At 42.4% G+C, this 17,774-nt stretch carries 12 protein-coding genes; 4 read left to right on the top strand and 8 right to left on the bottom strand.

Annotated elements, in window-relative coordinates; translation table 11 throughout:
- The first annotated feature begins 485 nt into the window (after window positions 1–485).
- Complete coding sequence (gene istA / locus LZP46_RS12280) at window positions 486–1,505, top strand: IS21-like element ISAba8 family transposase (protein WP_159153814.1); 1,020 nt, start codon at window positions 486–488, stop codon at window positions 1,503–1,505.
- Entirely contained in the window at window positions 1,505–2,278 is a 774-nt protein-coding gene (gene istB / locus LZP46_RS12275; RefSeq protein WP_236093995.1) for an IS21-like element ISAba8 family helper ATPase IstB, read from the top strand. Before istA ends, istB begins: the two co-directional genes overlap by 1 nt.
- A 379-nt stretch (window positions 2,279–2,657) precedes the next feature.
- Here the strand turns inward: istB and LZP46_RS12270 are convergent, their stop codons facing one another.
- Complete coding sequence (locus tag LZP46_RS12270) at window positions 2,658–4,892, bottom strand: NADP-dependent isocitrate dehydrogenase (RefSeq protein ID WP_236093994.1); 2,235 nt, start codon at window positions 4,890–4,892, stop codon at window positions 2,658–2,660.
- 816 nt (window positions 4,893–5,708) lie between these two features.
- On the opposite strand from LZP46_RS12270, the gene LZP46_RS12265 reads away from it, so the two are divergent.
- Complete coding sequence (locus tag LZP46_RS12265) at window positions 5,709–6,977, top strand: sensor histidine kinase (RefSeq protein ID WP_236093993.1); 1,269 nt, start codon at window positions 5,709–5,711, stop codon at window positions 6,975–6,977.
- A 96-nt stretch (window positions 6,978–7,073) separates the two neighbouring features.
- Here the strand turns inward: LZP46_RS12265 and LZP46_RS12260 are convergent, their stop codons facing one another.
- The 3 genes from LZP46_RS12260 to LZP46_RS12250 are packed head-to-tail and all read right to left on the bottom strand — an operon-like array spanning window position 7,074 to window position 11,842.
- Complete coding sequence (locus LZP46_RS12260) at window positions 7,074–8,510, bottom strand: efflux transporter outer membrane subunit (RefSeq protein WP_236093992.1); 1,437 nt, start codon at window positions 8,508–8,510, stop codon at window positions 7,074–7,076.
- A 22-nt stretch (window positions 8,511–8,532) separates the two neighbouring features.
- On the bottom strand, window positions 8,533–10,506 hold the full coding sequence (locus LZP46_RS12255) for a MacB family efflux pump subunit (RefSeq protein WP_236093991.1): 1,974 nt from the start codon (window positions 10,504–10,506) through the stop codon (window positions 8,533–8,535).
- Between the two features lies 1 nt (window position 10,507).
- Window positions 10,508–11,842, bottom strand: a complete 1,335-nt coding sequence (locus tag LZP46_RS12250; protein WP_236093990.1) for an efflux RND transporter periplasmic adaptor subunit — start codon at window positions 11,840–11,842, stop codon at window positions 10,508–10,510.
- Between the two features lie 416 nt (window positions 11,843–12,258).
- Between LZP46_RS12250 and LZP46_RS12245 the strand changes: the two genes are divergently transcribed.
- A complete protein-coding gene (locus LZP46_RS12245; RefSeq protein ID WP_236093989.1) occupies window positions 12,259–12,708 on the top strand; it encodes a bacteriohemerythrin in 450 nt (149 codons plus the stop codon).
- A 50-nt stretch (window positions 12,709–12,758) separates the two neighbouring features.
- On the opposite strand, the gene holA is transcribed toward LZP46_RS12245, so the two are convergent.
- The 4 genes from holA to LZP46_RS12225 form a co-directional block, all read right to left on the bottom strand.
- Window positions 12,759–13,757: a DNA polymerase III subunit delta gene (gene holA / locus LZP46_RS12240; protein ID WP_236093988.1), complete on the bottom strand. Its 999-nt coding sequence runs from the start codon at window positions 13,755–13,757 to the stop codon at window positions 12,759–12,761.
- A gap of 21 nt (window positions 13,758–13,778) precedes the next feature.
- Window positions 13,779–14,309 carry an LPS-assembly lipoprotein LptE gene (locus LZP46_RS12235; RefSeq protein ID WP_236093987.1) on the bottom strand — a complete coding sequence of 177 codons (531 nt, stop codon included), beginning with the start codon at window positions 14,307–14,309 and terminating at the stop codon, window positions 13,779–13,781.
- Window positions 14,310–14,505: 196 nt separating this feature from the next.
- The gene (leuS, locus tag LZP46_RS12230; RefSeq protein WP_236093986.1) at window positions 14,506–17,127 is read right to left on the bottom strand and encodes a leucine--tRNA ligase; all 2,622 of its coding nucleotides are present in this window, start codon (window positions 17,125–17,127) and stop codon (window positions 14,506–14,508) included.
- A gap of 157 nt (window positions 17,128–17,284) precedes the next feature.
- Entirely contained in the window at window positions 17,285–17,629 is a 345-nt protein-coding gene (locus LZP46_RS12225; protein ID WP_442863548.1) for a DUF4124 domain-containing protein, read from the bottom strand.
- Window positions 17,630–17,774 lie beyond the last annotated feature (145 nt).

Below are 17,774 nucleotides of genomic sequence, written 5' to 3'. Positions count from 1 at the left end.
AAATTAATAACTTATATCAAATCCCTAGAAAATTTTCGATGATTCTATTAGCCACATATCAGGTGGTCACTTCGTAAAATGAGTACCCGATCTTTGTTTGGATACTCATGGTGGAATCAGATGCTAAGCTTAAATTATTAGATCAATACAATAATCAAATGTGATTGATCGGGTGTCTTATAGGGCTTGTAGTACTTAAAAGCTTTATTCACTATCTAAAGCTACTTTGATGACATCTGCAATTGTCTCAGTGGTGACGCCTCTTTTTCGAGCATTCTCAGAATGGAGCCAAGTTGCTAAGTCTTTATTGCCTTTAGATGCATTGCAGCCAATACAGCACAATGCAATATTGGATAAGGTTGTAATTCTTATATCGTTGATAATGTGTTCCCAAGACTGTTAGCGGCAGTGTAAAAATGACCCCCTAATGGCATTTAAAAACTGACCCCCTTGGTTAATATAGCGGTCATTTTGGACTGCTCAACATGTTAACTTTGGAGCAAGCAGTGACAATCCAAATACTTCATCAACAAGGTAAATCTATTAAAGCCATTAGTCGTGAACTGGGGGTGTCCAGAAATACCGTACGTAAATATTTACGGCAAAACACCACACCTCAGTATCAGCGTATACAGCCTAGAATAAGTATCCTTGACCCATATAAACCCTATTTACTCCAACGTGTAAACGCAGCTCATCCTGAATGGATTCCTGCTGTTGTGCTCTACCAGGAAATTTTAGGGTTGGGATATCCAGGAAAGATCAGGATCTTGAGGGAATACCTTGCAACATTAAAACCAGTTGCTCAACCGGAACCGATCATTCGTTTTGAAACCCAACCTGGCCAACAAATGCAGGTGGATTTCACCACAATTCGACGCAACAACACGACTTTAAAAGCCTTTGTCGCAACATTAGGGTATTCCAGAGCGACTTTCGTGAAATTTTATGATCATGAACGTACGGATGCATGGATCGATGGTCTAGAAAATGCATTTCAGTTTTTTGCAGGAGTACCTCAAGAAATCCTGTTTGATAACGCTAAAACGATCATGATTGAACGGGATGCCTATCAGGAGGGGCAGCATAAATGGAACCCCAAACTGCTCGACTGCGCCAAGAAATACAGCTTTCGTCCTCGCGTATGTAAGCCCTACCGTGCACAGACCAAAGGCAAAGTTGAACGCTTTAATGGATACCTCAAATCAAGCTTTATTGTGCCATTGAAAGCAAGCCTGAAGACTTCGGGTTTACTGTTAGATGTTGATGTCGCCAATGCCCACATTGGCCGGTGGCTGCATGAAACCGCCAATCAGCGGATTCATGCCACCACGCAAGAAAAACCGGCTGTTCGACTGCAACAGGAGCAGCAAAAATTTACGCCATTACCGCAATCAGATACAGGTTCCAGCACTGTACCTGTTGCAGCAGCACAGCATGTCATGCCCTACGAGAGTTTGCAGCATCCCTTATCTGTATATGACCAGTTGCTGGGAGTTTCCTGATGAATCTGCAATACGACCGTATAGAGCAGCTTTGCCAAAAGCTCAATCTGCCTGCCATCGCATCACAATGGTCACATCATGCACAACAAACATTAGGTCAGGATGGAAGTTATGCCGACTTTGTTGAAGCGATCTTGACGCATGAATATGCTGCCAGGCAACAGCGCAGCCAGCAGGTACTGATGAAACTCTCAGGCCTGCCTCAAGTCAAAACCCTGGAAGACTATGATTTTAATTATGCCCTAGGGGCCCCTAAATCACAGGTGATTGAACTGTTCAATCTGAGCTTTATTGCTAGAACAGAAAATGTGGTGTTTCTCGGGGCTAGCGGAGTAGGAAAAACGCATTTATCTATGGCATTAGGCTATAAGGCCATCATGAACAATGTCAAAACCAAGTTTATTACCGCCGCCGATCTCATGCTGCAACTCAGTACAGCCTATCAGCAAGGTAAACTGAAAACCTATATGCAACGTGCGGTACTGGGACCAAAGTTACTGATTATCGATGAAATTGGTTATTTACCGTTTGGACGTGAAGAAGCGAATCTGTTCTTTAACGTGATTGCCAAGCGTTATGAAAAAGGCAGTACGATATTGACGAGTAACTTACCCTTTAGCCAATGGTCTAAGTCGTTTGCGGATGATGTTACGTTGACCGCTGCGATGTTAGATCGGTTGCTGCATCACTGTCATGTGGTACAAATATCGGGTGAGAGTTATCGTTTGAAGGATAAAAAAAGAATTGGGATTCAGCCCCAGGTTGAAATTTAATACGAGATCAAAGGGGTCAATTTTACTTTGCCATTTGTAAGGTGAAAGGGGTCAATTTTAGAATGCCGTTGACAAGACTTCTTATTAGCTCTTTCAGTGCCAAACTTTTTGCCGCAATATACACAGCACAGGTCTCGCTCCGAGACCGCATCTTCTATGTGCTTTGGTATTCCCCATGAATTTGCCATTTTAGGTTTTCCTTATTTTACGGCTATAGTTCAATGAAAAATCCTAACCTTTGATAACTCACATTCATAAAATTTAGATCTAAGCATTAAATGAAATAGTTGTCATAACACTATATAAATTAGTGTGTAAAAAAACCAGCACCGAAGCGCTGGTTTTTTACATCACTAACTTAGGTTAGTTTTGCATCAACTTATTGAGCTGCATCAAGAGCAGCATTGAATGTTGGGCTTGGACGCATTACGGCATTCACTTTGGCTTGATCTACTGCGTAGTAACCACCGATATCAACCGATTTACCTTGTACTTCAGCAAGTTCAGCAACAATTTTGTCTTCGTTTGCAGCTAAAGTTTGTGCAAGCGGTGCAAACTTCGCTTTTAACTCAGTATCTTCGTTTTGCGCAGCAAGTTCTTCAGCCCAGAATTTTGCCAAGTAGAAGTGGCTGCCACGGTTATCCAATTCGCCAGTACGACGTGATGGAGACTTATCGTTGTCCAGTAATTTGCTGGTCGCTTGATCAAGGGTTGATGCAAGTAATTTCGCACGCGTATTGTTTTCTTTAATGCCCATTTCTTCTAAAGAAGCAGCAAGTGCAAGGAACTCACCTAAAGAATCCCAGCGTAAATGGTTTTCTTCAACAAGTTGTTGTACGTGTTTAGGCGCAGAACCACCCGCACCAGTTTCGTACATACCGCCACCCGCCATTAACGGAACGATGGACAGCATTTTCGCAGAAGTACCAAGTTCCATAATTGGGAACAAGTCAGTGAGGTAGTCACGTAAAATGTTACCTGTTACAGAAATGGTATCTAAACCACGTACAACACGCTCAAGTGTATAGCGCATCGCACGCACTTGAGACATGATTTGAATGTCTAAACCAGTCGTGTCGTGATCTTTTAAGTATTTTTGCACTTTTTTGATCACTTCGTTTTCATGCGGACGGTACGGGTCTAACCAGAAGATTGCAGGCATACCAGAGTTACGTGCACGAGTTACTGCAAGTTTAACCCAGTCGCGAATAGGTGCGTCTTTCACCTGACACATACGCCAGATATCGCCTTCTTCCACGTTTTGAGTCATCAACACTTCACCCGTGTCAATGTCGGTGATGTTTGCAACACCCGCAGCAGGAACTTCAAAAGTTTTGTCGTGTGAACCGTATTCTTCAGCTTTTTGCGCCATCAAACCTACGTTTGGCACAGTGCCCATTGTACGTGGGTCGAAGTTACCATTCCACTTACAGAAATTGATCATTTCTTGGTAAATACGCGCGAAAGTAGACTCAGGCATTACAGCTTTACAGTCGTAAGGCTTGCCGTCAGCACCCCACATTTTACCGCCACCACGAATCATTGCAGGCATAGAAGCATCTACAATTACATCGTTTGGAGAGTGGAAGTTGGTGATGCCTTTTGCAGAATCCACCATTGCAAGTGCAGGGCGGTGTTCTTGGCATGCGTGTAAATCTTCGATGATTTCTTCACGTAAAGAAGTTGGTAAGGTTTCGATCTTTTCATAAAGACCTGCCATACCGTTGTTAACGTTAATACCAAGTTCTTCAAACAATTTACCGTGTTTTTCAAACGCTTCTTTATAGTAAATTTTCACACAGTGACCAAATACAATTGGGTGTGAAACTTTCATCATGGTCGCTTTTACGTGTAAAGAGAACAAAATGCCTGCTTCTTTACAATCATCCAATTCTTTTTCATAGAAGTCGCAAAGCGCTTTCTTGCTCATGAACATAGAATCGATGATTTCACCATCAAGTAACGCTACTTTTTCTTTCAGTACAATGGTTTCACCAGAATGAGTGATGAGTTCCATTTTTACATTACGTGCGCGGTCAAGCGTCATTGATTTTTCGCCATGGTAGAAGTCGCCTTCATCCATGTGTGAAACGTGAGTTTGTGACCATTGCTTCCATTCACCCATAGAGTGAGGGTGTTTTTTTGCATAGTTTTTCACTGCAGCAGGTGCACGACGGTCAGAGTTACCTTCACGTAATACAGGGTTTACTGCTGAGCCTAAGCATTTACCAAAACGAGCGAGTAAAGCTTTCTCTTCTTCAGTATCCGCATTTTCAGGATAGTCAGGAATTGCATAGCCTTTTGCTTGTAACTCCTTGATACATGCAACTAACTGAGCAACTGAAGCACTGATGTTTGGAAGTTTGATGATATTGGTATCTGGATCTTGCGTGAGACGTCCAAGCTCTGCGAGGTTGTCGGCTACCTTCTGTTCTTCGGTTAGGTATTCCGAGAATTCAGAGAGTACGCGTGCTGCGACAGAGATATCACTCTTGACAATCTCGATGCCGGCAGGCTTAGTAAAGGTCTCAATGATCGGCAGTAGAGAGTAGGTCGCCAACAATGGCGCCTCATCGGTCAGTGTATAAATGATTTTTGACTTTCCACCAGCCATATATAGCCCCTTGCTTTGATTGAGTTTTTTAGGAGCGAGATCATGACTCAGCCCCTGCGAACCGATTTGCCTAATTTAACCTTGAGAGTATCGACTCTCTATGCATTTCAGTCAACGTAATTACAGTGATGACGCCATTTCGCTACGAAATGATGTGTCGCATTTGTGCGAGTCAAGACACGGCTTAATGTAAAAACGAGCCTGTTTAAACCTAAAAATCGCCTTGAGTATTTAGTGTTGAAATACTAATCAAATCGTATGATGAAGATATGACATCAAAAATATATGTATATTTTATTATAAATTAACCAGTTGATGGTTCGACTTAAGTCGTATGTTTGATAAATAATCGATGAAAATGATAGGTAGATATATTTAGTCTATTTATTTTATATGTTTATCAATATGTTGCTTCTATTTTTTACAGTATGATGTAATGTAAATTCTTGTATAGAAGTTGAGATTTTCTTTAAAACCGGTTGCAAATCTACAGATAAAAAGCCTGATTGAGATTCTAAAAGTTAAGATCTATTTTTATGGTCTAAATTTTACAAAAATCGGCGTATTTTTTAGTGGGTTTGTAGCACCGTTTGATCCATCAAAAATCATAATCAAGCGTGAGCTAAACCCTTGTTAATCCATAGATGAAAAAATCAAGTAGTAAAGAAGAAATGCCGAGTTGTTACGCAGTTTTTTAAATTAGTTTGAAAGCTTGTATTTTGTGTTAAAATTTGTAGGTTAACTCTGAATTCAATGGACGAGTTTTGCAGAAAAAATAATTCATAGGCGCGGCACACTTTAATTAACGAGGAAAAAATGAAAATACAGTTGCTGGAAATTGGTCCTGAGACGGAGCAACTCAATGCTTGCAAACTCTCGTTATTATTGGGCGTACAAACGCCAAGTAACCAAATTGATGGTTTTTTGAAGTTTGCTCGTCAAATGCTGCAAGTCGATCATGCCATTTTAACTTTTAAAAATGAGCCCTATTTCTGGTATTCCACCACTCAAGTTTTTAAAGCTTTTCGTGCCAATCCAAATGCACAGCTAGACGCATTCTTTCAGGGTCAGCAACTGATTGAACCTCAACATCCGCAATATGCGAAGTTTGTGCAGCACATCGCAAGTTTGGGGATAGAAGCTGCGCGCTTAATTGCACTGGATTTACTCAAGACTGATGGAGAGTCAATTGGACAGTTGTTGTTATTTGATCATCGTGAAGAAGCGTTTAGTTTAGGTGCTGTGCCGACAGTGGCGGAGTTTGCTGCAGGTTTGGTGCGTTATATTGAATTAAAAGTTGATTATGCAAGCTTAAAAGAACTGTATGAACAGCAGTCTGCATTGAATTTTAGTAAAACCAAGTTTTTCCAGATTATTGCGCATGATTTGCGTGCACCATTTCATGGATTATTGGGTTTTTCCGAGGTTTTAGCCCAAGAGCGCGAAACTTTGGATGATTCTAGTATTCAAAATATAGCTGATTATTTATTCGATACAGCACAATCGACTTATAACTTGTTAGAAAGTTTATTGAATTGGGCAATGGCAGAGGGTGGACGGTTTGTCTACCATCCAATCAATTTTGAGTTAAAGCAATCGACCAAAATTGTTTGTGATGTTTTGAAAAGTTTAGCAATTAAGAAAAATATTGAACTCATTGATCAAGTTGAAGAAGGCATTAAAGTCTATGCTGACATCAATATGATTACCTCGGTGATTCAAAACTTGGTCTCGAATGCGCTGAAATTTACCTGTACCGATGGTACAGGCAAAGTCATTTTACGTGCAGAACAAACAGAAACTAGTGTGGATATTTATATCCAAGACACAGGTTTAGGCATGACTGCACAACAACTCGAAACGTTGTTCGAGCCTAAACTGACTGTTAGTTTTAAAGGCACTGCAGGTGAAAAGGGCACCGGTTTAGGTTTGGTCTTGTGTAAGCGTTTTGTCGATTTGAACCACGGGCAAATTGTGGTGGAATCGAAAGAAGGTGTGGGAACGACTTTTAAAGTCAGTTTGCCAATTGCGACCAGTAGCCATCAAGTATTAAGTAAAGAAGCGTTATTATCTGAGAAAACTTAATTTCAAAGTTTATATACAAAGCAAGCAAAAGCCCGTGGATGTTTAAAATCATCCACAGGCTTTTTTTATCGTGATCAATTTAGATCAACTCTTGCATTATTGAATGTTTTGAATCGGACTACCACCCAACGCTTGCAATAAAGTCACATAGGCGTTGTATTGGTTTTGCTTGGTCTGCAATAAACTTAAACGTGCATTGCGGGTGGTTTCTTGTGCATCTAGCAGGTTTTTTAAGGCAATCGCACCATGCCGATAACGCACCTCAGTTAAGCGTTCAGTTTTCTCTGCCAGTGCTAAATTGCGGCTTTGCAGCGCGACTTGTTGATTCAGCGCGGTTCGTGCTGACAGTGCATTTTCGACATCGGCAAAGGCTTTATATAAAGTTTGTCGATATTGCACAATGGCTTTTTCATATTCCAAAGCATTCACTTTTAGATCGCGCTGCATGTCATTCCATTGCAAAAATGGCAGGGTTAAACCTGCACCTAAAGTGGCAATTGGGTTTTTTAGGGCATCGCTTAAAGAGGTATGCGCGCCTGTACCGACACCTGTACTGAGTGTGCCTGTAAGACTGATGGATGGGTAATAACTGGCTCGATTGGCATCTTTATTGGCCAAGGCTTTGCGTAAACGTAATTCAGCTGCACGTAAGTCGGGACGACGTGATAGCAATTCCGCAGGTAAGCCTGCAGTGATGTTGGGTAAGCGAACAGCGGCTAAACTCTGTGGTTCATTGATATTCAGCATTTGCACAGGTTGATGCAGTAAAACTGCCAAGGCGGTACGCGTTTCAACTTTTTGCTGTGCAATTTGGCTCAAGGTTGATTTTTGACTTTGCAGGGCTTGTTCGGCTTGGTTTAAATCCAATCCTGAAACTGCACCCGCGCGATATTGCGCACTGACCAATTGATAAGTTTTTTGCGTACTGGCAAGGTTTTGTTGTGCGACAACATAGCGTTCATTTAAATAACCCAATTGCCAATATAAATTGGCAGTGGTCGCAATCAGGCTTTGTGCAGTGGCTTGTAAGTCTTGTTCGGTGGCTAAGGCTTCCCAACGTGCAGCTTCAGTCTGATTGACAAGTTTACCGAATAAGTCCAATTCGTAGCTCAGTCTGGGATAATTCAGCGAAATCCCGCGTGCTGTATCACCATTGCCCTCTAAACTAAATTGATGTTCTGTAGAAATACCTGCATTGCCAATCTGGACACCTTGCTGACTTTGGCTTTGTTTGGCTTGTAATCTGGCTTGTTGCAAATTCAACCCTGCTACTGCAAGGTCACTGTTACGCGCCAAGACTTGTTCAATCAGTTGATTTAAAGCAGCATCGTGAAAGAGTGTCCACCAACGGTCTGTATTCAGTTGTGCAAGCACTTGCTGGCTTTTTTGCTGATGGTCAAACTGTTGTGGAATATCTACAGCAGGTGCCTGATAAGGCGTTTTGACTACGGCTGCACAACCCACCAAGCTGCTGCCAAGAAAAAGCGCAGTGACAAGTTGGCTGAATTGTCGTGACTTCTGGTTAAATCGCATCATCATTCCTTACTCTAATTCCTTATTCTCTAGATAGCGCATCGACAGGGTTCAGTTGGGCAGCATTACGTGCAGGAATAAAACCGAACACAATTCCAATCAGGCTTGAACAGACAAAAGCGGCTACAATCGAGGTGGTGGAGTACGCCATTTGAAAGGTTCCACCTGCCACATGATTAATCAATTGCCCAATTCCGAGTGCGAGCAAGACGCCAAGTACACCGCCTAAAATACACACTAAAATGGCTTCAATTAAAAATTGCTGCAAAATATCGCTTTGTCGTGCGCCGACTGCCATGCGTACCCCAATTTCTTGGGTGCGTTCTGTGACAGAGACCAACATGATGTTCATTACGCCAATTCCACCCACCACCAGTGAAATCACTGCAATAGCAGAAACCAGTAAGGTCATGGTGGCGGTAGTTTGTTGGATGGTTTCGCGAATACTGTCGGCATTTTGAGTAAATACATCCTGCGCACCATGACGCTGTACCAGCAGACTCAGAATGGCATTTTCTGCTGCAGCACTTGGATATTCATCTTTGACTCGTACAATAATGCTGCGCACATGGCTTTGACCGAGCATGCGACTCATTACCGTAGAGTAAGGCAAATACACATTTAAGCTGTCGGCATTGCCCATCATGCTTTTTTGTTCTTCGACCACGCCAATAATACGGCTGGGTACACTGCCCAATAAAATTACTTGCCCAACTGGGTTGCTGCCATCACTAAAAAATGTATTTTTGGTATTGTGATCAATCACCACATCTTGCGCTTGTTCCAGTACGCTGTGTTTGTCAAAAGGCTGACCGGACTGGAAATTCATGCCGCGTACATAGAAAAAGTCTTCACTCACACCATTGACTGTGGCGGACGCTTCTGTGTCTTTAAAGCGTACTGTGACGTTGCTATTGACCGATGGGCTGACCCCATCCACATAAGGTTGTTCTGCCAAAGCATCGGCATCTGCAGGAATTAGGGTTTGGAGCTGAGATGAGCGTGAGGTATCGCCAAAACCACGCCCCTGAAACACTGTGATGGTATTGGTGCCTAAACTGCTGATATTCTCTAGAATTTGTTTCTGTGAACCATTGCCGAGTGCCACAACAGATACAACTGAAGCAATCCCGATAATAATCCCGAGCATGGTTAAAAAGGTGCGCATGCGATGTGCATTCATCGCCAGTAGCGCCATGCGGAAGGCTTCACCTAAACGATCAAATACAGAGCGCCAAGCTGAAGTTCTTTTTTGTGGTGGATGTTGCAAGGTTTGTTGAGCAATATCATCCTGATTGGCAGGTGTGTTGGGCTGATCAGAAATAATAAGCCCATCACTGATTTCAATAATCCGTGTGGCATTTTTAGCGACATTATGGTCATGTGTGACCAAGATGATAGTGTGACCTTTGGCATTCAGCTCACGCAAAATCCGCATCACTTCAATACCGCTATTCTTGTCGAGTGCACCTGTGGGTTCATCGGCAAGAATCACATCACCACCATTCATCAAGGCACGTGCAATCGATACACGTTGTTGTTGTCCACCTGAAAGCTGACTTGGACGGTTTTGAGTTTTATCGGCTAGACCTAAGTCACTGAGCAACGCAGTCGCGCGTGCTTGTCGTTCTTCAACATCGACACCTGCATAAATTGCAGGCACTTCGACGTTGCCCGCAGCGCTTAAATCGCCCAATAAGTGATAGCGCTGGAAAATAAAACCAAAATATTCACGACGGAGCTGTGCCAGTTCATCGGCTTCAAGTTGTCTGGTTTCACGTCCTTTGACTTTATAGCTGCCAGTGGTGGGTTGATCCAGACAGCCCAAAATATTCATGAGGGTGGATTTTCCCGAACCCGACTGACCTACAATGGCAACCAATTCACCTGGGTAAATTTTCAGATCAATGCCTTTGAGAATCTGCACTGTAGATTCACCCGCAGGGAATTCACGGGTCAGATTGGTGACCTCTAACAGAGGTTGTGACTGACTCATCTTACATTCTCACTGATGGGCCAACACGACCACCACGCTTCGCCGAATCGTTTGAGGTATCAGAACCATCGGCAATAATGACTTGATCGCCCAGTTTTAGGCCGCGAATGACTTGTACCGTTGCACGGTTGTTTAAGCCAAGCAATACCGATTGTGGACGGGCTGAACCATCGGCTTGTAGCACGCGTACCATGCCTAAAGAGGCTTTACCCTGATCAACCAAGGCTTTTTCATTGGCAGTCAATTCCAAACGGGCAGGGCGTTTGCTAGAGCTGGCATCGGTATTGTTGCGTTCAGTACGTGCGTTGCTGTCTGAATTATTGCTGTTGCTACGACTGCGTGAACGGTTTGCACCTTGCACTGCAGCAGCAGGAATGGTCAGTACATTCCGTGCCTCTGCCAAAACAATGGACACTTGTGCGGTCATATTGATGCGTAGCTTGCCGTCTTCATTTGGTACATCAAATAAAGCGTTGTAGTACACGGCAGAACTTGAAGATGATGAGGTGTTGTTATTGCTTTCGGTATTGATGGATTTGGGTGCAGGTTCTACCTGATGTAAAGTAGCGTAATGTTTTTTCTCACTGTTGCCCAAGGTGGTGAAATAGACCGTTTGTCCCTCTTCGACCTTCATTATATCCGCTTCAGAAATTTCTGCTTTTACAGTCATGGTGTCAAGTTTGGCTAATTTAACAATCGTGGGCGCACTTTGATTGGCGTTCACGGTTTGACCTTCTTCGGTCACAATTGCGACGACAGTGCCATCCATTGGGGCAAGAATACGGGTATAACCTAAATTTTCTTTAGACGTGTCTAAAGTTAGGCGTGACTGTTCAATTTGAGCGTTAATGGCAGCAATTTCTGCTTGCGAAGTTTTATAGTTGGCTAAGGCAGTTTCAAGTTCGGCACGTGAGGTCGCATCTTGCGCATACATGGCTTGTTGACGCTGATATTCTGCTGCGACTTTAGCAAGATTAGCTTGTCGAACCGCCAATTGTGCCTGTTGGTTTTTAATGCTGGCTTGTGCTGTTTTAAACTCGTTTTCCTGTCGTACAGAGTCAATTTGGGCAATCAACTGTCCTTGTTTGACTTGATCGCCTAACTGAACATACATTTTTTTGACTTGACCTGAAACTTGCGCACCAACGCTGACCATTTTGGTGGCTTCAAGTACGCCTGTTGCCAACACCGCACTTTCAATATCTCCACGGCTCACTTCGGCAGTAATGTATTGCGGTTGTTGTTCTTTCGGTTTTAAAAAATACCAAGCGGCAAGTGCCAGCATTAGCGCAATGATAATTCCCGCAATAAGTTTGGTCGATTTTATTTTTGGCATGAGTCAAAAAACAGAAAAAAAGAAATTAAAAGGATTATAGAAGTGAAATAAGGATAAATCGTGAATTTTTTGAAGAAACTGCAAATGAGAATTATTTATTAGTGGTTTGAGCTAGATTTAATACAGTCTGAGTACGGTATTACATCCATAAAAAAAGTGAAAATAGCATCTGTTAACGAGGTGGGGGTAGTTTGTTTCATCTCTATGATAATTTTATGAATTTTTATGATAAATGCTGAAAAATACAACTATGGTCTAAGTTGCTTAAAAAACCTTATTTTCTATATGGATTTAAGAATTAAAAGCAGCTAGTATCAAATTCCATAAAATAATTATGGATTTAATCATTAGGATAATACGGCATCGGGACGATGCAATAAAACATGACTTTAAGCAAAAAATCTGAGGGGTAAATTATGGAGTGGAGTGAGAAATTTAATATCGGAATTGATGTGATTGACAATCAACATCGACAAATTTTGGACTATATTAATGCGCTAGAAAAAATTCGGGCGACGGGTGCGCGTGAACAAATTAAAGAAGTTTTAGATGATTTGATTGATTACACACAATCGCATTTTAGTTTTGAAGAAAACGTGTTGGCGCAGGTGAATTATCAATATTTGCCTTCACATCGCGGTATTCATGAATTGTTTGTAAAACGTCTGAATGATTGCCGTCAGCGTTTTGCCAATGGTGAATCGGTAGAAAATGATTTGTATCGTTTATTGTCTAAGTGGTTGATTAACCATATTCAGCATGATGATCAGGATTATGTCGATGCTGTGCGTGACAATATGCTGCATTATTTGCGTTCGCAGGAGCAGAAAAAAGGTAAAAGTTGGTTTGCACGTTTCTTTAGCTAATCCTCTGATAAGCAGATGACTTTAAAATTTATTTAATGAAGTCTGCTAAATTAAGCCGAGTGAGAAGCGAACAGTGTTTTACCACATAGTTCTGTAATGGCTTGTAGCACCAAATGTTCAGGGTTTTCCTTGGACATCCCTTTGATGGCGGCGTCAATACGCAATAATAGGGCGGGCCATTGCAAGAAACTATTTGGATTTAAACGTCGCAAAGCTTGCTGATAAACACTGACTTTGTTTTTCCAAATACCCAGTTGCAAAGCATTTTGTGGTTGTTCAAATAATTGCATCAGTAGACGCATTTCTTTGCTGATGCTCCACAAAATTAAACTCATGGCTTCACCCGAAGCCATGAGGTATTGAAAAATTTTCATGGACTGTGCCAGATTTCCTGCCAGTAAAGCATCATTTAAATCATAAGTGCTATAACGAGATTGATCTTGTAAACAGGCATGTAAATGTTCAATCTGAATCTGCTGAATTTCAGGAAAGGTGTCACTGACCCGCATTAAGCTATTTTTGGCAGCCAAAAGGTTGTGTTCATGATGTTGTTCCAACCATTGCCACGCATCATGTCCCAATTGGATGCCAAGCTTTTCTGCTTCCAAACCTAAAATCTGCTGCCGATCTTTAGGATAATTCGCCGTGAGTGCAACATTGACCCCATTGGCATCAATCAACTGAAAAAAACTGGATTTCAGACTATTGTTGTCTTGTTTCGGCATTACCACCAACAGCAAGTTTTGTTCATTGTGTTGAATATAACTTTTCAGTTGTTTTAGTGTGCTGGCATCAGGCTTGATATTGCCGTGTACTTCAACCGCCAATTGACTCGAAAACAGTGACAGACTGTTTAAGGCATTGAATACATTTTTCCAGTCGCTCACGCTATTTAAGTCATAACGCTGGCGTTCAATCTCTTGTTTTTGCCAACTGGCACGAAAAGCATCCAGCAAGTTTTGTTCGAGTAAGGGTTCTTGACCATGCAAAATCCATACGCCACGTGCTTCATCGACACGTTTGAGGGCTTGTAGATAGTCAAGTTTCATAAAAAATTCGCACTCGAAAACTTATTTAGGGTTTGAATACACAGGTGGGTTGACCAAAGGTAAACGGTTCGAAGAAATTTGACGCACCATTTGCTGTGCTACATCATCAATAATGACTTCTTTTAAGAATTTTTGTTCCTGATCATCGGTATTCACCGTTGCGACATCGTATTGATAACTACGGCTTGCCATGACGGTACGAGGTTCGGTGATCGGGTTGCCTTGCGCATCTTCAATACGGAAAGTCACACTCAAACGCAATAAGGTTTCCACCAGTTTGCCATTCAATTCCAAGCGACGTGGTGTATAGTCAAGTACACGTAGTACATAAGCATTAGGGTCATTGCTGAGTTGTACGCCCGCTGTACCCATGTGAATGGAAAGTTTTTCTTCTAATTCTTCAGCATTGCTCGGTAAAGCCAGACTCATTTTTGAATAAGCCACTGGTGCAATGCTTGGATTGGTGCCTTTAAGATGAAAACCACAGCCGACTAAGCCAGCACTGAGTCCACAAGTTAAAACAATGACTGCTAGACGTTGGCTAAAGTGCATGTGCTGTCCTCTGTAATATTCTTGAAAGTTTAAAAGCGGAAGTTGAGAATATCTTGATTGTAGGTGCAAAGCCCGTTGACTGACAACGGGCTTTGTTTGGAAATTGTTTTAATTCCTTTTTTGTAGGAGGGTTTAGGGGGATTGTTTTATAAAATCCCTCCAAACCTCCCTTTAAAAAAGGGAGGTTTAAAAGCACTTAAACCACCAAATTCACTAGCTTATTCGGTACCACAATTTCTTTCTTGGTTGGCCCAGTCAAGAATGGTTGTACTTCTGGTAACGCTTTGGCAAGTGCAAGAATGTCTTCTTTAGATGCATCTACTGCTACATCAAGCTTGCCGCGTAATTTACCATTTACCTGCACCACAATCGTTTGAGTATTGCGGGTTAATGCAGACTCATCGACCACAGGGAATAGGGTGGAGGTTAATTCAATTCCGAACTCTGCCAACAAGGTTTGGCTCAAGTGTGGTGCAAATGGCGCAAGCAAGGTCAATAACGTCACAATTGCTTCGCGTTCAACCGCAAGGTCTTGTTCATTCTGTGCTTCAAACTTGTTGCAAGCATTCAAGAGTTCCATCAATGCTGCAATTGCAGTGTTGAACGCATGACGACGTTCAATATCATCGCCCACTTTTTGAATGGTTTCATGGGTTTTGCGACGTAAGTCTTGCGCTGCTGTAGCAAGTTTACTACTGTCAATTACAGTTGTATTGCTGCCTTTTTCAAGGAAACCTGCTGCTAAACGCCAAACACGTTTTAAGAAGCGGTTCGCACCTTCAACGCCTGCATCTGACCATTCTAAAGACTGATCTGGTGGTGCAGCAAACATCATGAATACACGTGCTGTATCTGCGCCGTATTGATCAATAATGGCTTGCGGGTCAATACCATTATTTTTCGATTTCGACATTTTTTCCTGACCGCCAACAATCACAGCTTGACCATCACCTATGTATTTGGCAGAAAGAACACGACCTTTCTCGTCTTTTTCAAGTTCAATATCGGCAGGGTTAAACCAAGTTTTTTTACCGTTTTCTGCTTCACGATAGAAAGTATCTGCCAAGACCATGCCTTGAGTCAGTAAGTTGGCAAATGGTTCATTGCCTTGCACTACGCCTTCATCACGCATGAGTTTGTGGAAGAAACGCGCGTATAACAAGTGTAAGATGGCGTGTTCTACACCGCCAATATATTGATTAACTGGCAACCAAGTTTGTGCAGCTTCAGGCTTGACCATACCGCCCGTAAAATCTGGAGATGCGTAACGTGCATAGTACCAAGACGACTCTACAAAGGTATCTAGGGTATCGGTTTCACGACGTGCTTCGCCACCACAGCATGGGCAAGCGGTTTGATAGAATTCAGGCATTTTATTTAACGGGTTGCCTGAGCCATCTGGCACAACATCGGTAGGTAAAATGACAGGTAGCTGATCTTCTGGAACTGGCACTTGTCCACATTTTTCACAGTTGATCATTGGAATTGGGCAACCCCAGTAGCGTTGGCGTGAAACACCCCAGTCACGTAAGCGGAATTGTACTTTTACATTGGCTAAGCCTTGTGGCTCTAATTTCGCTAAAAGTGCATCAAAAGCCGCTTGGAAATCTAAACCATCAAATTCGCCTGAATTGACCAGTTTACCTTCTTTAGAACCGTACCATTCTTGCCATTGGGTTGTGTCAAAGTCCGCATCGTCTGCACCTTTGGCATCAATCACCTGAAGAATTGGCAATTGGAATTTATTGGCAAATTCAAAATCGCGCTCATCGTGAGAAGGTACAGCCATCACTGCGCCAGAACCGTAAGACATCAACACGTAGTTGGCAATCCATACAGGTAGTTCTTTACCTGTTACTGGATGCTTCACAAATAAGCCAGTCGCCATCCCTTTTTTTTCGGCAGTGGCAAGATCAGCTTCCGCCACAGAACCCATACGGCATTCTTCAATAAAGGCTTTTAATTGTGCATTGTTTTCTGCTGCTTTTAACGCCATTGGATGTTCTGCTGCCACAGCCACATAAGTTGCGCCCATTAAGGTGTCGGCACGCGTGGTAAAAACAGTCAGACCCTCTGCATAAACTTCTGGATTTGCCGATGGGAATGTGATTTCCATCCCTTGCGAACGACCAATCCAGTTGCGTTGCATGGTTAAAACTTGCTGTGGCCAACCATCTTTTAAGGTTTCTAAATCATCTAATAGTTCTTGGGCATAATCGGTAATGCGGAAGTAGTACATTGGAATATCACGTTTTTCTACCAATGCACCTGAACGCCAACCACGACCATTTTCGACCTGTTCATTGGCCAACACTGTTTGATCCACGGGATCCCAGTTGACTGTCGAGAGTTTGCGATAAATTAACCCTTTTTTATACAGTTGCACGAATAGCCATTGTTCCCAGTGATAGTACTCTGGGGTGCAGGTGGCAAATTCACGATCCCAATCTACCGCCAAGCCCAATTTTTTCAATTGGTCACGCATGTAGGCGATATTTTCAAAAGTCCATTTAGCAGGGGCAACCTGATGCGCAATCGCTGCATTTTCTGCAGGTAAACCAAAAGCATCCCAACCCATTGGTTGTAAAACGGTTTCACCCTTCAAACGGTGAAAACGACTAATTACATCCCCGATGGTATAGTTACGCACGTGACCCATGTGCAGTTTGCCGCTTGGGTAAGGGAACATCGAGAGGATATAACGACGTGGACCTTCGACAGTGTCGGCAACTTTAAAGGCTTTGCGAGATTCCCAGTCATTCTGGACTTGAGGTTCAATCGCACTGGCTTGATATTCAGGGTCAATGTGAGTAGTCATAAGGTTAAATCAGGAATAAACGGTTAAAAAAAGTGTGTCACACAGCATAGCGCAAAATGCAGCTAAATTGAATTTTGCGCGTTGGATTGTGCAGGAAAATTTAAGCGAGTCGTATTTTATGGCTTAAAACTTAAAAAACTTGTGGACTGGCACGTTCTTATTGTGCTTGATTTAAAGCTGCATTGGCTTCACGTTGTTGTTGATCCATGGCTGGATTTCCTACAGGATGATTTGTAGTTGGTGTCGCTTGTTGGTTTGTTGCATTTGCAGCAGTAGGCTCAGGGTTCGCAGTAGAATTTGCAGGAGTAGCAACAGTCGGTGCTGAATTTTTCCAGCCATAGGTATCGACTTTACCTTTTTTCTTGGCAGTTTTTGGTGGCGGTGTTGTGGTGTAATGGGTTGAACCATTTGCATCGACCCACTTGTAATATTGTTTTGCAGAAACTGAGCTGGTGGCAAAAATTAAAATCAAGCTTGCAGAAAGACAACTCAAGCGGATCATTGGTGTTTTCATGTTTGGACGTCCTGAGTAAAAAAGGTAAATGGGAGAAAACCAATCACAAAAAATCATGTTGGCTAAATTTTAGCAATAATTACTCATTAAGCTAGGATTTATTGACAATTTTTTGATGATTTTTATCTGCAAT

The organism is Acinetobacter sp. SCLZS86 (genome assembly GCF_021560715.1).
Classification (GTDB): domain Bacteria; phylum Pseudomonadota; class Gammaproteobacteria; order Pseudomonadales; family Moraxellaceae; genus Acinetobacter; species Acinetobacter towneri_A.
The sequence above is the reverse complement of the archived record's forward strand: the minus strand, read 5'-3'. Positions and strand labels throughout refer to the sequence as shown.

What these genes read in the sequence shown, in the direction of transcription:
- istA (WP_159153814.1), top strand. Translation starts at nt 486, where the DNA reads ATGTTAACTTTGGAGCAAGCAGTGACAATCCAAATACTTCATCAACAA.
- LZP46_RS12225 (WP_442863548.1), bottom strand. Translation starts at nt 17,629, where the DNA reads ATGATCCGCTTGAGTTGTCTTTCTGCAAGCTTGATTTTAATTTTTGCC.
- LZP46_RS12235 (WP_236093987.1), bottom strand. Translation starts at nt 14,309, where the DNA reads ATGCACTTTAGCCAACGTCTAGCAGTCATTGTTTTAACTTGTGGACTC.
- LZP46_RS12255 (WP_236093991.1), bottom strand. Translation starts at nt 10,506, where the DNA reads ATGAGTCAGTCACAACCTCTGTTAGAGGTCACCAATCTGACCCGTGAA.
- LZP46_RS12260 (WP_236093992.1), bottom strand. Translation starts at nt 8,510, where the DNA reads ATGCGATTTAACCAGAAGTCACGACAATTCAGCCAACTTGTCACTGCG.
- LZP46_RS12245 (WP_236093989.1), top strand. Translation starts at nt 12,259, where the DNA reads ATGGAGTGGAGTGAGAAATTTAATATCGGAATTGATGTGATTGACAAT.
- istB (WP_236093995.1), top strand. Translation starts at nt 1,505, where the DNA reads ATGAATCTGCAATACGACCGTATAGAGCAGCTTTGCCAAAAGCTCAAT.
- leuS (WP_236093986.1), bottom strand. Translation starts at nt 17,127, where the DNA reads ATGACTACTCACATTGACCCTGAATATCAAGCCAGTGCGATTGAACCT.
- LZP46_RS12270 (WP_236093994.1), bottom strand. Translation starts at nt 4,892, where the DNA reads ATGGCTGGTGGAAAGTCAAAAATCATTTATACACTGACCGATGAGGCG.
- LZP46_RS12265 (WP_236093993.1), top strand. Translation starts at nt 5,709, where the DNA reads ATGAAAATACAGTTGCTGGAAATTGGTCCTGAGACGGAGCAACTCAAT.
- holA (WP_236093988.1), bottom strand. Translation starts at nt 13,757, where the DNA reads ATGAAACTTGACTATCTACAAGCCCTCAAACGTGTCGATGAAGCACGT.
- LZP46_RS12250 (WP_236093990.1), bottom strand. Translation starts at nt 11,842, where the DNA reads ATGCCAAAAATAAAATCGACCAAACTTATTGCGGGAATTATCATTGCG.